Source organism: Streptomyces sp. R818, assembly GCF_056172735.1.
On the sequence record NZ_JAOCNE010000003.1, the window covers coordinates 1,009,938 to 1,022,033 of the forward strand.

Annotated in this window: 14 protein-coding genes and 3 pseudogenes; 12 read left to right on the forward strand and 5 right to left on the reverse strand. The window is 70.0% G+C overall.

Translation table 11 applies throughout. The features are described from left to right. Window positions 1-66: 66 nt before the first annotated feature. Window positions 67-987 (forward strand): phosphatase PAP2 family protein, encoded by a 921-nt coding sequence (locus N5I75_RS09720; protein ID WP_476676301.1) that lies wholly within the window; start codon window positions 67-69, stop codon window positions 985-987. On the opposite strand, the gene N5I75_RS09725 is transcribed toward N5I75_RS09720, so the two are convergent. Further along, window positions 935-3,940, reverse strand: a complete 3,006-nt coding sequence (locus N5I75_RS09725; protein ID WP_476677003.1) for a bifunctional [glutamine synthetase] adenylyltransferase/[glutamine synthetase]-adenylyl-L-tyrosine phosphorylase — start codon at window positions 3,938-3,940, stop codon at window positions 935-937. The two genes, N5I75_RS09720 and N5I75_RS09725, sit on opposite strands and share 53 nt — an antisense overlap. Window positions 3,941-4,134: 194 nt before the next feature. On the opposite strand from N5I75_RS09725, the gene N5I75_RS09730 reads away from it, so the two are divergent. The 8 genes from N5I75_RS09730 to N5I75_RS09765 all read left to right on the forward strand — a co-directional run bounded on the left by N5I75_RS09730 (window position 4,135) and on the right by N5I75_RS09765 (window position 9,424). Continuing rightward, window positions 4,135-4,569 (forward strand): VOC family protein, encoded by a 435-nt coding sequence (locus tag N5I75_RS09730; protein ID WP_476676303.1) that lies wholly within the window; start codon window positions 4,135-4,137, stop codon window positions 4,567-4,569. A 158-nt stretch (window positions 4,570-4,727) separates the two neighbouring features. Then, window positions 4,728-5,618, forward strand: a complete 891-nt coding sequence (locus N5I75_RS09735) for an alkaline phosphatase family protein (protein ID WP_476676304.1) — start codon at window positions 4,728-4,730, stop codon at window positions 5,616-5,618. 1 nt (window position 5,619) lies between these two features. Then, window positions 5,620-6,978, forward strand: coding sequence for an MFS transporter (locus N5I75_RS09740; RefSeq protein ID WP_476676305.1), 1,359 nt, complete (start codon window positions 5,620-5,622; stop codon window positions 6,976-6,978). Beyond that, on the forward strand, window positions 6,975-8,003 hold the full coding sequence (locus N5I75_RS09745) for a TolB family protein (RefSeq protein ID WP_476676306.1): 1,029 nt from the start codon (window positions 6,975-6,977) through the stop codon (window positions 8,001-8,003). Before N5I75_RS09740 ends, N5I75_RS09745 begins: the two co-directional genes overlap by 4 nt. 3 nt (window positions 8,004-8,006) lie before the next feature. After that, window positions 8,007-8,426, forward strand: a complete 420-nt coding sequence (locus N5I75_RS09750; RefSeq protein WP_476676307.1) for a VOC family protein — start codon at window positions 8,007-8,009, stop codon at window positions 8,424-8,426. 92 nt (window positions 8,427-8,518) lie between these two features. Continuing rightward, window positions 8,519-8,713: a type II toxin-antitoxin system Phd/YefM family antitoxin gene (locus N5I75_RS09755; protein ID WP_476676308.1), complete on the forward strand. Its 195-nt coding sequence runs from the start codon at window positions 8,519-8,521 to the stop codon at window positions 8,711-8,713. 25 nt (window positions 8,714-8,738) lie between these two features. Next, a complete protein-coding gene (locus N5I75_RS09760) occupies window positions 8,739-9,104 on the forward strand; it encodes a DUF6247 family protein (RefSeq protein WP_476676309.1) in 366 nt (121 codons plus the stop codon). Further along, a complete protein-coding gene (locus tag N5I75_RS09765; protein WP_476676310.1) occupies window positions 9,101-9,424 on the forward strand; it encodes a hypothetical protein in 324 nt (107 codons plus the stop codon). Before N5I75_RS09760 ends, N5I75_RS09765 begins: the two co-directional genes overlap by 4 nt. 6 nt (window positions 9,425-9,430) lie before the next feature. Here N5I75_RS09765 and N5I75_RS09770 read toward each other — a convergent pair. Then, window positions 9,431-9,523 (reverse strand): annotated as a pseudogene (locus N5I75_RS09770) (glutamine synthetase); the annotation flags it as partial. A gap of 312 nt (window positions 9,524-9,835) precedes the next feature. Here N5I75_RS09770 and N5I75_RS09775 point away from each other — a divergent pair. Beyond that, window positions 9,836-10,486 (forward strand): hypothetical protein, encoded by a 651-nt coding sequence (locus N5I75_RS09775; protein WP_476676311.1) that lies wholly within the window; start codon window positions 9,836-9,838, stop codon window positions 10,484-10,486. Here the strand turns inward: N5I75_RS09775 and N5I75_RS09780 are convergent. Together N5I75_RS09780 and N5I75_RS09785 are read right to left on the reverse strand one after the other, a co-directional pair. Continuing rightward, window positions 10,476-10,643 (reverse strand): hypothetical protein, encoded by a 168-nt coding sequence (locus N5I75_RS09780; protein ID WP_476676312.1) that lies wholly within the window; start codon window positions 10,641-10,643, stop codon window positions 10,476-10,478. The genes N5I75_RS09775 and N5I75_RS09780 overlap by 11 nt on opposite strands. Before the next feature lie 134 nt (window positions 10,644-10,777). After that, window positions 10,778-11,047, reverse strand: a complete 270-nt coding sequence (locus tag N5I75_RS09785; protein ID WP_476676313.1) for a hypothetical protein — start codon at window positions 11,045-11,047, stop codon at window positions 10,778-10,780. A 30-nt stretch (window positions 11,048-11,077) separates the two neighbouring features. Here N5I75_RS09785 and N5I75_RS09790 point away from each other — a divergent pair, with 30 nt between their 5' ends. Beyond that, window positions 11,078-11,440 carry a pentapeptide repeat-containing protein gene (locus tag N5I75_RS09790; RefSeq protein ID WP_476676314.1) on the forward strand — a complete coding sequence of 121 codons (363 nt, stop codon included), beginning with the start codon at window positions 11,078-11,080 and terminating at the stop codon, window positions 11,438-11,440. A 30-nt stretch (window positions 11,441-11,470) separates the two neighbouring features. Here the strand turns inward: N5I75_RS09790 and N5I75_RS09795 are convergent. After that, window positions 11,471-11,910: pseudogene (locus tag N5I75_RS09795) on the reverse strand (creatininase family protein). Between N5I75_RS09795 and N5I75_RS09800 the strand changes: the two are divergent. After that, window positions 11,883-12,095: pseudogene (locus tag N5I75_RS09800) on the forward strand (helix-turn-helix domain-containing protein); the annotation flags it as partial. The pseudogenes N5I75_RS09795 and N5I75_RS09800 overlap by 28 nt on opposite strands. Window position 12,096 lies beyond the last annotated feature (1 nt).

Genomic DNA, 12,096 nt, shown 5'->3' on the forward strand with positions numbered 1-12,096 from the left:
GGATGCGACCGATACTCGACCGGGGGATGATCGGACGAGGGCCGATATCTGGCAGACTCTGTTGCTATGGGTGAATCGACCGTGACGACACTGGAAGGCCGACAGGGCCGCCCCTCGTCACCCATCGCGGAGGACCGCGGCGGGCAGCGCGGTCGTGGCCGTCTCGACGCCGTGCGCCGCCTGCGGACGCCGCGGCGTCCCCGGCTCTGGTTCGAGATCCTTCTGATCGCGGTCAGTTACTGGACGTACTCGCTGATCCGCAACGCGGTGCCGGAGCAGAAGGCGCAGGCGCTGTCCAACGCGGACTGGATCTGGAGCGTCGAGCAGCACCTCGGCATCGCCTTCGAGCGCAGCGTCAACCATGCGGTCGACTCGGTGACTTGGCTCATCGTCGGCATGAACTACTACTACGCGACGCTGCACTTCGTCGTCACGCTCGGTGTCCTCGTGTGGCTGTTCCGTCGCCATCCGGGCCGGTACGCGGCCGTGCGCCTGGCCCTCTTCGCGACGACCGCCGTCGCGCTGGTCGGCTACTACTTCTACCCGTTGGCACCGCCGCGCCTGATGACCGGCGGGCACTTCATCGACACGGTCGCCGTCCATCAGACCTGGGGGTCGATGGCGTCCGGCAACCTGAAGAACATGTCGAACCAGTACGCGGCGATGCCGTCGATGCACATCGGCTGGTCGCTCTGGTGCGGCCTGACGATCTTCGCGCTCGCGTCGGTGCCGTGGGTGCGGGTGCTCGGCCTGCTCTACCCGGCGCTGACCCTGCTGGTGATCGTGTCGACGGCGAACCACTTCTGGCTGGACGCGGTGGGCGGCATGCTCTGCCTGACGTTCGGCTTCCTGGTGGCGCGGCTCTGGTACGGGGCGCTGCCGTACGCGCTGCCGCGCCAGGTGGCCAGGGAGGCGTCCGCCGAGGAGCCCCGTCCTAAGGAGCCCCGTAGAAGCGCTCCTCCATCACCGCGCGTGCCCGGCGCGTGATGCGGCGGTAGTCGTCGAGCATGTCCCCCACGTGGCCGGGGTCGTAGCCCAGGTAGCGGCCCACGGCGCCCAGCTCGCGCCCGTCGGAGGGGAAGGTGTCGCCGGCCCGGCCGCGCACCAGCATCACCGCGTTGCGCACCCGGGTCGCCAGGACCCAGGCCTCGTCGAGCGTCGCCGCGTCCTGGGCGGGCAGGAGGTCCGCCGCGCGGGCCGCGGCGAGGGCCTCGCGGGTGCGGGTGGTGCGCAGGCCGGGTAGTGCGTGGCCGTGCTGGAGCTGGAGGAGCTGGACCGTCCATTCCACGTCGGAGAGGCCGCCGCGGCCGAGCTTGGTGTGCAGGGTGGGGTCGGCGCCACGGGGCAGCCGCTCGGACTCCATGCGGGCCTTGAGGCGGCGGATCTCGCGCACGGCGTCGTCGCCGAGCCCCTCGGCGGGGTAGCGCAGCGGGTCGACGAGTTCGGTGAAGGCGGCGCCGAGGTCGGCGTCGCCCGCGACGTGCTGGGCGCGCAGCAGGGCCTGCGCCTCCCAGACGAGGGACCAGCGCCGGTAGTACGCCTCGTACGACTTCAGCGTGCGCACCAGCGGGCCCGACTTGCCCTCGGGGCGCAGGTCCGTGTCGATGAGGAGCGGCGGGTCGGCGCTGGGCAGGGCGAGCAGGCGGCGCATCTCGCCGACGACCTTGTTGGCGGCCCGGGCGGCCTCCTGCTCGTCGGCGCCCTCGCGCGGCTCGTAGACGAAGAGGACGTCGGCGTCGGACCCGTAGCCGAGTTCGTGGCCGCCGAAGCGGCCCATGCCGATGACGGCGAAGCGGGCGGGGAGCTGGTCGCCCCAGCCGTCCCTGACGACGGCGCGCAGGGTGCCGGCGAGGGTCGCCGCGGTGAGGTCGGAGACGGCGGCGCCGACGCGGTCGACGAGGGCGCCCTGGTCGGCGACGGCGGGGCTCTCCTCGGTCCCGTAGGAGGCGATGATGTCGGCGGCGGTGGTGCGGAACAGTTCGCGGCGGCGGACCCCTCGGGCGGCGGCGACGGCCTGCTCGACGCCGTCGGCGCGGCCGACCGCGGCGAGCACCTCCTGTTCGAGCTGGGCCGGTGGGCGCGGGTCGAGGCCGTGGGGGTCGCCGAGCAGGGCGACGGCCTCGGGGGCGCGCATGAGGAGGTCGGGGGCGAGGCGTCCCGCGGACAGGACACGGGCGAGGTTCTCGGCGGCGGCGCCCTCGTCGCGCAGGAGCCGCAGGTACCAGGGGGTCTTGCCGAGCGCGTCGGAGACCTTGCGGAAGCCGAGGAGGCCCGCGTCGGGGTCGGCGGAGTCGGCGAACCAGCCGAGCAGCACGGGGAGCAGCGTGCGCTGGATCGCGGACTTGCGGGAGACGCCGGAGGCGAGGGCCTCCAGGTGGCGCAGGGCCGAACTGGGGTCGGCGTAACCGAGGGCGACGAGCCGCTCGCGGGCGGCCTCCGTGGACAACCGGGTCTCACCGGGCGCGAGTTGGGCGACGGCGTCGAGGAGCGGCCGGTAGAACAGCTTCTCGTGCAGGCGGCGCACGACCGAGGTGTGCCGCTTCCAGGCGCGGCTGAGGTCGGTGAGCGGCTCGGTGCGCATGCCCATGGAGCGGCCGATGCGGCGCAGGTCGGCGTCGTCCTCGGGGACGAGGTGGGTGCGGCGCAGCTTGTAGAGCTGGATGCGGTGTTCGAGCGTACGCAGGAAGCGGTACGCGTCGTCGAGCTGGACGGCGTCGACCCGGCCGACGTAACCGCGCTCGGCGAGCGCCGCCAGGGCGTCGAGGGTGGTGCCGCTGCGCAGGGAGGTGTCGGCGCGCCCGTGCACCAACTGGAGAAGCTGCACCGCGAATTCGACGTCGCGCAGGCCGCCGGGGCCGAGCTTCAGCTCGCGGTCGACCTCGCCCGCCGGGATCCCCGCGATGACGCGCTTGCGCATCTTCTGCACGTCCGGCACGAAGTTCTCGCGCTCGGCGGCCTGCCACACCATCGGGGAGACGGCCTCGATGTAGGCGGCGCCCAGCTCGGGGTCGCCCGCGACGGGCCGGGCCTTGAGGAGCGCCTGGAACTCCCAGGTCTTGGCCCAGCGCTGGTAGTAGGCGACGTGGGAAGAGAGGGTGCGCACCAGCGGGCCGTTGCGGCCCTCGGGGCGCAGGTTCGCGTCGACGGGCCAGATCGTGCCCTCGACGGTGGTGTCGGAGCAGATCCGCATCATGTGCGAGGCGAGCCGGGTGGCGGCCTGGACGGCCTTCCCCTCGTCCTCCCCTTCGACGGCCTCGCCGACGAAGATGACGTCGACGTCGGAGACGTAGTTCAGCTCGTGGCCGCCGCACTTGCCCATCGCGATCACGGCGAGGCGGCACAGCGCGGCGTCGGCGGGCGCCGCCTCGCGGGCGATGGCGAGGGCGGCGCGCAGGGTCGCGGTCGCGAGGTCGGCGAGTTCGGCGGCGGTCTGCGCCACGTCGGTGGTGCCGCAGACGTCGCGGGCGGCGATCGACAGCAGGGAGCGCCGGTAGGAGGCGCGCAACGAGTCCGGGTCGTCGGCGTCCGCGAGGCCGCGCTCGAACTCCTCCAGGCCCGGGTGGAGATCGCTGTGCTCGTACGTGACCAGGGCCCGCCAGTCGGCCGGGTGCCGGGCGAGGTGGTCGGCGAGGGCCTCGGAGGCGCCGAGGACGCCGAGGAGGCGGTCGCGCAGCGGCTTGGCGGTGACCAGCGTGTCGAGCAGCTCGCGGCGGCCCGCGTCGCCGCCCGCCCGCTCCTGCGACTCGACGAGCCGGACCAGGCCGAGCAGCGCCAGATCGGGGTCGGCGGTGGCGCCGAGGGCGTCCAGGAGCAGCGGGTCGGAGCGCACCGCGGACAGCGCGGGCGTGTCGAGCAGCCGCTCGGCGCCCGACGGGTCGGTGAACCCGTGCCGCAGCAGTCGCGTGAAGGTACTGCTCCTGCGCCCTTGCGGCACCGACATCCCGGCCTCCTGTTCGATCACACGCTGGTCATGAGAGTACTGCGGCCGGTGCGGGACCGATGGGTTGTGGGGGCGCGGGGAGTCGTCATGATGGTGGCAAGAGTCGCCACACGTTCAGCAAAGTCGTCCCGTCGGCGGAAAGCCGTGACGGTCCCACCGGCGGGACGCCGTCCCTATCGGAAGGACAGCAGGACATGGAGTGGACGCTCGAAGTGGTCGTGGTGCCGGTCTCGGACGTGGACCGCGCCAAGGAGTTCTACGCGGACAAGGTGGGCTTCAAGGTCGACGTGGACCAGCAGGTCGTACCCGGCGTCCGCATCGTGCAGCTGACGCCGCCCGGTTCGCGCTGCTCGATCTCGCTGACGGAGGGCCTGCCGGGCGCGCCGGGCCAGCCGGGCATGGCGCCGGGCACGCTCTCCGGGCTCCAGGTGTGTGTCACCGACATCGCGGCGGCTCGCGAGGAGTTGGTGGCGCGCGGCGTGGACGTGTCGCAGGTCCAGCACGCGGGCGCGCAGGGCTGGGCGGACGGCCCCGGTGACGAGGAGTGGAACTCGTTCATGTTCTTCAAGGACCCGGACGGCAACGGGTGGACGGTACAGGAGGCGCCGGCGCCGTTGTCGCAGCGCTGAACCCTTCTCCGCGCGGTCGCGAAAGCGGCTCCCCAGCCGTTCACCCACGCTTCACCCGTCAGGGTGGGCACGCGTGACACAAGGGCATCTTGGCGTGTGCATGATCTGGCCGCACGCTGCACGCCAAGATCCCCCGTCCCCTCCCTCGGAGGTCACACGTGTCCGGCAGAACCCTCCTCGGCCGCGCCCGCGGCAAGGCGCTCGCCTCGGCCCTCGCGCTCGCGACGGCCGCCACCGGCAGCTGGCTCGCCCTCACCGGCACCTCGCCCGCGCAGGCCGCGGCCGCCGTGCCCACCCCGGACCACACGGTCGTCGTGGTCTTCGAGAACCACGCGTACAGCCAGGTCATCGGCTCGTCCTCGGCCCCGTACATCAACAGCCTGAAGGCGGGCGGCGCCAATCTCACGGCCTCCTACGCGGAGACGCACCCGAGCCAGCCCAACTACTTCGCCCTGTTCTCCGGCTCCACCCAGGGCGTCACCGACGACAGCTGCTACACGCCCGGCTTCTCCTCCGCGCCGAACCTCGCCTCGGAGCTGATCGCCGCCGGAAAGACGTGGGGCAGCTACAACGAGGGCCTGCCGAGCCAGGGTTCGACCACCTGCTCCTCCGGCGACTACGCCCGTAAGCACAACCCGTGGTTCGGCTTCGGCAACGTACCGACGTCCTCGGCGAAGACCTTCACCCAGTTCCCGTCGGACTACTCGACCCTCCCCCAGGTCTCCTTCGTCGTCCCCGACCTCTGCTCCGACATGCACGACTGCTCGGTCTCCACGGGCGACACCTGGCTGAAGAACAAGCTGGGCGCCTACGCGACCTGGGCGAAGACCCACAACAGCCTCCTGGTCGTCACCTTCGACGAGGACAACCGGCTGAGCGGCAACAAGATCCCCACGGTCCTGTACGGCCAGCGGGTCACGCCGGGCTCCACGTCCGCGACCAAGTACAACCACTACGACCTGCTCCGCACGCTGGAGGACATGCACGGCCTCCCGCACGCGGGCAACGCCGCGAGCGCCAAGGACATCACCGGCGTCTGGACCTCGTGACATGTACGTAGCGGACAGCCGCGCCGGCGCCCCGTCGGGCCCGGCCGCGGTGCCGTCGTCCGCGGAGCCCGCCGCCCGGTCCGACGCCGGGCGGCGGCGCGCCGTGGGCCCCACCGTGCTCGCGCTCGGCACGGTCAGTCTGATCACCGACGTCTCCTCCGAGATGGTCACGGCGGTGCTGCCGCTGTACCTCGTCGCGGGGCTCGGCCTGAGCCCGCTCGGCTTCGGCGTCCTCGACGGCGTCTACAACGGCTTCTCGGCGCTTGTCCGCCTGGCCGGCGGGCGGTTCGCGGACAGCGGCGGCGGCCGGCACAAGACGGTCGCCGTCCTCGGCTACAGCCTCTCCGCCCTCTGCAAACCCCTGCTCCTGCTCGCCGGCTCGCTCCCCCTCATCGGCGCGGTCCTCGCCGCCGACCGCACGGGCAAGGGCCTGCGCACGGCCCCGCGCGACGCCCTCATCTCCCTGTCCAGCGCACCGGAGACGCGGGGCCGGGCGTTCGGCGTGCACCGGGCGATGGACACGGCGGGGGCGCTGCTCGGCCCCCTGGTGGCGTTCCTGGTCCTGCGCTACACGGTGGACGGGTACGACGCGGTGTTCACGGTGAGCTTCTGCGTGGCGGTGCTCGGGGTCGTGGTCCTCGTGCTGTTCGTGCCGCCGTCACGGGGCTCGTCGCCCGCGGATGGCGGCGCCCAGCCAAGGGGCTCGTCACCCGCGGGCGGCGGCGCCCGGCCGAGCAGCTCATCGTCCCCGGGCGGCGGTGTCCGGCGACCACGGCAGGGCATCGACTGGGCCCACCTGGCCCGTCCCACCCTCTGCGCGGCCCTCCTCGGCCTGGCCACGGTCAGCGACGCCTTCATCTACCTGCTCCTCCAACGCCAACTGGGCGTACCGGAGCGCTGGTTCGCGCTCCTCCCCCTGGGCACGGCGGCGGCGTTCCTGCTCCTGGCGGCGCCACTCGGCCACCTCTCGGACCGGGTGGGCGCCTGGCCGGTCTTCCTGGGCGGCCACGCGGCACTCCTGACGGTCTACGGACTCCTGCTCACGCACGCCCACTCCGCGGCGCTGCCCTACGCGGTCCTGCTCCTCCACGGCACGTTCTACGCGGCGACGGACGGCGTCCTGATGGCGGCGGCGTCCGTGCGCCTCCCCGAGGACCGCCGCTCGTCCGGCCTGGCGGTCGTCCAGACGGGCCAGGCGCTGGCCCGTTTCGGCTGCTCGCTCGGGTTCGGGGCGGCGTGGACGGCGTGGGGCGACCGTACGGCGCTGACGGTGGCGGCGGTGCTGCTGGCGGGGTGCGGGGCGGTGTCGTACGCACTGCGGCCACGTCCGGGTTCTGTCGTAGGGAAGGTGACCGCATGACGAACCGCGGCAGGCTCACGATCCTGACGGCGGCGGTGCTCGCCCTCGCCGCGCTGGCGACGGCGGCGGTCCTGCACGCCTCCGCGCGCGCGGACCGCAGGAACGAGGCGAGACCCGGCGGCCCGGCGGTGACGACGGGAGAGGTCCGGCTGACCCCCGGCGCCCCGCGTCTGGTCTTCCGGAACATGGCGTGGGGTCCGCACAGGGACGAGTTGGCGACGGTCCGGGCGGGCGCCCCCGACGGCGGCCGGCGTACGGCGACGGCCACCGGGGTGCGGTGCCTGCGCTTCTACGCGAGCTCCGGCACGGGCATCTGCCTCCAGGCGGTCCACGGCACGCTGACCGACACCTACCGGGCCACGGTCCTTGACGCGCGCCTGCGCGAGAAGGCGCACTACGCGGTCCCCGGCATCCCCTCACGCGCGCGGGTGTCGCCGAGCGGGCGGTACGCGGCGTGGACGGCGTTCGTCGGGGGCGACAGTTACGCGGGCACGGACTTCTCGACGCGGACGGCGCTCGTGGACACGGCGACGGGAGAGCTGACCCCGTCGCTGGAGTCGTACGGGATCGTCAAGGACGGGCACGCCTACCGCTCGGCGGACGTCAACTTCTGGGGCGTGACGTTCGCGGCGGACGACCGGCACTTCTACGCGACGCTGGCGACGAAGGGCAGCACGTACCTGGTCCGGGGCGACCTGCGCACCCGCGAGGTCACGACGCTCCACCGGAACGTGGAATGCCCGTCGCTCTCCCCCGACGGGAAGAGGATCGCGTACAAGAAGCGGGTGAAGGGCGCATCCGCGGACGCCCCCTGGCGCCTCTACGTACTCGACCTCGCCACGATGCGGGAGACGGCGCTGGCCGAGCCGCGCAGTGTGGACGATCAGGCGGTGTGGAGCGACGCGGAGCACGTGACGTACGCGCTGCCGGGCGACTACGGCGCCGACCTCTACACCGTCCCGGCCGACGGTACGGGCAGCGCGCGGCGCCTCCTGACGGCGGCGGTCTCCCCCGCCTACCTTTGACCGATGGACATGACCCTGGAAGTGATCCCGCTCCCCGTCTCGGACATCGACCGGGCCAAGGCCTTCTACACCGACAAGGTCGGCTTCCACTGCGACGTGGACCGCGAACTGGCCCCGGGCACCCGCCTGGTCCAGCTCACCCCGCCCGGCTCGGGCTGCTCGATCGTCCTCTCCGCCGGCATCCCGATCCCGACGGGCACCCCGGCCCCCGGCACCTACCACGGCCTCCAGCTCGTCGTCACCGACATCAAGGCCGCCCACGCCGAACTGACCGGACGCGGCGTCGACGTCTCGGACCCGGTCCAGTTCGGCCCCGACGACGGCGGCACGTTCGCCCACTTCACGGACCCGGACGGAAACGGCTGGGCGATCCAGGAGTACCGGAAACGGGCTACGACTCCGCTGCGGGATGCGCTGGGCTGAGGGCTGCCGGGGGTGGCGCCCCGGTCTCGCTCATTGCCCCGAACCCCATGAGCACGTATGGCAACTATGATAGTTGTTATACGCTCTGGCCCATGGAGACGAAGACTTACTCGACCATCGACCTGCGCAAGGGGATGGGCGAGATCCTGGACCGGACCCGGATCGCCGGAGAGGCGGCCGCCATCACCCGCAAGGGGAAGACGGTCGCCTATCTGGTACCGGCCGAGTGGTTCGAGCAGATGGCGTGCCAGCAGCAGTCGCAGGCGCCCCAGCACGACGCTGCCTGACCCTTCACGCCAAGGAGCCCGCACCATGCCCGCCCATGCGCTCCGATTCAAGGGGCCCGAGGGAGAACCGCACCGGTTGCCTCCCATGCCCGAACGCACGCCACAAGCACTTCGCTTGGCCATTCAGGAGCACGCACCGCATCTGCTGCCCGACTTCGAGGCCCACTGGAAGCGCGTCATCGGAGACGCCTTCAACATCACACCGGTGCCGGCCTTCATGCGCCTCTGGTGGACGCAGTACGCCATCGCACGCGACCCCGCTCTGGACGCCCACCTTCGCGACCTCGAGGCCCGCGCGGCCAAGTCCGAGGACCCCGAGGAATCCGTCCGGCTCCTGGAGGAGTACAGCCGCCTCCGGCACGAAGCCGCCGAGAGGAATCCGGGAGAGTGATCGTCGAACCACCCCGGCCGCCTTGGCAGATGGACTGGACGAAGAACGCCCTGCACGCGTTCCAGAACATGCCCGCCGAAGGCAGCGACTTGATCATGAGCGCCCGCGCGGAACTGGTCACCGCTGAGGATCCGTACTTCCGGGGCATCGACACGGATGCCTCTCTGCCGCACTGGATGACCGTCCGCCCCCTGGCCTCCACAAGCCCCGGCGGCGCGCACATCGTCGACCTGGCCGGCGGACGCGGCTGGCTGATCTACACCTTCATGCGCCGCACCGCCGACACTCAGATCATCGTCACCGAGGCGTTCTGGGCCTAACCGCCCCTACAGCACCGGCAGGTTCTTCCTCAGCTCGAACGCCGTGACCTCGGAGCGGTACTCCTCCCACTCCTGTTTCTTGTTGCGGAGGAATTGATCAGCGCTGCCGGCGGCCTTCGGCACCGCGATGCGGGACCCTTCTGGCCTGCGCTGCGGCGGCTGTTGTTGGTCGTCGTTGGTCACTGCGGGCCGCCCTCTGACGGCCCAGCGACGGCCCCATATTGGGCACCTGGTTTCGCGCCAGCGGCTCCATGGCCCCCAGACAAGGGGGAAGCGCCCTGCCCTGATCCACTCAGCTACAGCGCGTATCGCCGAAGTTGGCCCGGTCAGGGCCCATGCCAACTTTCGGCTCCTGGTTACAGAGTTATTAAGCGTGCATCATGTGCTGCTCACACACATCATGATCGCGGCGTGTCCACCCTCTTCAAGCGTCGTCAGAAACCGCAGGGACGTCACACCCCGAACCTATGGCCGGTGTGGCTTGTCGCGCCTGTCAGCCTAATCGCGGTCGGCGCGCTTGCCTACGGCCTGTATCAGGGAGCGAACTCGCTTCTCTCAGCTGAGAGCACGAGCACGAAGCCAGTCGACGTCCAGGACGTCATCAAAACCACCGTCACTGTCCTTACGCTCGCTGGTGCCGTCCTTGCTGGCCTGTACGCCTACCGCAAGCAACTCCTTGCTGAGGGCGAGTCCCATCGCGCAGACGCCAGCCAGCTCGCCGAGCGGTACACCACTGCGGCCGAGCAGCTCGGCCACGAACAGGCTGCGGTCCGGCTCGCGGGGGTGTATGCGATGGCGCGTCTCGCTGATGACTGGCCGGAGCAGCGGCAGGTGTGTGTCGATGTGCTGTGCGCGTACCTGCGTATGCCCTACGAGACGGACCCCGCTGGGAATGGGTTCAAGCAGGGGGAGCGGGAGGTACGCCTCACTATCATCCGCACCATCCGAGACCACCTTCTGAATCCCGCGTCACCCTCGACTTGGTGCGGTCTCGACCTGGACTTCACCGGAGCCACCTTCGACGGCGGGGACTTCAGCAGGGCCACTTTTTCTAGCCGGTAACGTCAGCTTCTACGAGGCGAAATTCTCTGACGGCACAATAAGTTTCTTTGGCGCGAAGTTCACTGGCGCCATAGTGAACTACTATGGGGCGCACTTCTCCGGTGCTGCGCTTGACTTTGGCATGGCAGAATTCGCCGAAGGATTCGTTGGATTTCATGGGACTAGGTTCTCCGCCGGCGAGGCCCGCTTCAACTCGGCAACTTTCTCCGGCGGTGAGGTCAATTTCGGCGGGGCGGAGTTCTCTGGTGCCACCGTCCATCTCCGGGGAACGAGGTTCTCTGGCGGTTACGTCTACTTCGGCGGGGCGGAGTTTTCCAGCGGCGAGGTGAACTTCCTCGCAGCAAAGTTCCTCGGGGCGAGATCAATTTCGAGGATGCAAAGTTTTCCGGCGCTACCGTCTATCTGCGCGGCGCGAGATTCTCCGGTGGCGACATTAACTTCAGCGGGGCGGAGTTCTTCAGCGGACAGGTCAACTTCCTCGCAGCAAAGTTCCTTGGTGGCAAGGTCAGCTTCGAAGGGGCAGAAAATAAAGGTGCCGCGGTCAGCTTCCGGGGCGCGCAATTCCTCGACGGCAGCGTCAACTTTCGCAGTGTGGAGTTCTCCAGCGGAGAAGTCAACTTCAGCGCAGCAAAATTTTCCGGCTCCACGGTCGACTTCGACGAAGCAGAGTTCTCCGGAGGCGGGATCCACTTCCGGCGGGCGGAGTTCTCCGGAGGAGAGGTCCACTTCCGTCGAGTAGAGTTCTCCGGCGCCACAATTCGATTCCGAGGGGCAAGATTCTCCGGCTCCACGGTCAACTTTGGTGAGGCAGATTTTTCTGGCGGTTCCGTTCACTTTGGTGGGGCGGAGTCCTCCGGAGGCCAGGTGAGCTTCACAAGAGCCAACATTCACAACGCCGCAACCGTTAATTGGGGTCCGTTCCCTGCGCTCCCCAATAACAGCCCCTCCCCCTGACGAACCGGACGAATATTGCAGAGCTGGCCTTCAGCGCTCGCCCAGCGCGTTCAGGTGTGCAGAGAAATCTTCCACTAGGCTCACCAATACGGCCTTACCCTTGGCGGCTGTTGCGTACGACGGGTAACCGATGACCCCGCTCTCGGTGTACGCCTTCATTCCATGTGTAAGGAGGAATGGGCGCTCGCCATCGTCGTGGTCCGCAGTCTCGTAGCCTTGGCGCACGACAGCCGGTTCCGCATGGAGCAAATCGAGGTCTCAATCTCACCCGCATGCATGTCGCCGTGCGCATCGGAAGCGAGGCCAGCGCGCTCACTGGCTCGGTTCCATTCGCGGCCCTGCGGGAAAAGCGTCATCCGCGCCTCGGTGAGGTTTGCTTCCTGGACGATGTTCGAGAGCACGTAGTTGCCGCCGTGAGCATTGACGAGAACGAGCTTGCGGACGCCTTGGGCTTCGAGGGACGCGGCAATGTCGCTACCTCACCTCCGAGGACATCGCCTCGATGTTCGGTGTCCCCCTCGAAACCGTCTACCAGTGGCGCAAGAAGCGCACCGGCCCGCCCGGCTTCCGCATCGGCAAGCACCTGCGCTACGACCCCGCCGACGTTCGCGCGTATGTCACCGAGCTACGCCGTTTGGACGCCGACGCCGCCTGAC

Bases quoted from the DNA above. Each gene is read 5' to 3' on its own strand.
- N5I75_RS09720 (WP_476676301.1), top strand. From the start codon at position 67: ATGGGTGAATCGACCGTGACGACACTGGAAGGCCGACAGGGCCGCCCC.
- N5I75_RS09750 (WP_476676307.1), top strand. From the start codon at position 8,007: ATGGACATGACCCTGGAAGTGATCCCGCTCCCCGTCTCGGACATCGAC.
- N5I75_RS09730 (WP_476676303.1), top strand. From the start codon at position 4,135: ATGGAGTGGACGCTCGAAGTGGTCGTGGTGCCGGTCTCGGACGTGGAC.
- N5I75_RS09745 (WP_476676306.1), top strand. From the start codon at position 6,975: ATGACGAACCGCGGCAGGCTCACGATCCTGACGGCGGCGGTGCTCGCC.
- N5I75_RS09760 (WP_476676309.1), top strand. From the start codon at position 8,739: ATGCCCGCCCATGCGCTCCGATTCAAGGGGCCCGAGGGAGAACCGCAC.
- N5I75_RS09780 (WP_476676312.1), bottom strand. From the start codon at position 10,643: ATGAAATCCAACGAATCCTTCGGCGAATTCTGCCATGCCAAAGTCAAG.
- N5I75_RS09755 (WP_476676308.1), top strand. From the start codon at position 8,519: ATGGAGACGAAGACTTACTCGACCATCGACCTGCGCAAGGGGATGGGC.
- N5I75_RS09725 (WP_476677003.1), bottom strand. From the start codon at position 3,940: ATGTCGGTGCCGCAAGGGCGCAGGAGCAGTACCTTCACGCGACTGCTG.
- N5I75_RS09740 (WP_476676305.1), top strand. From the start codon at position 5,620: ATGTACGTAGCGGACAGCCGCGCCGGCGCCCCGTCGGGCCCGGCCGCG.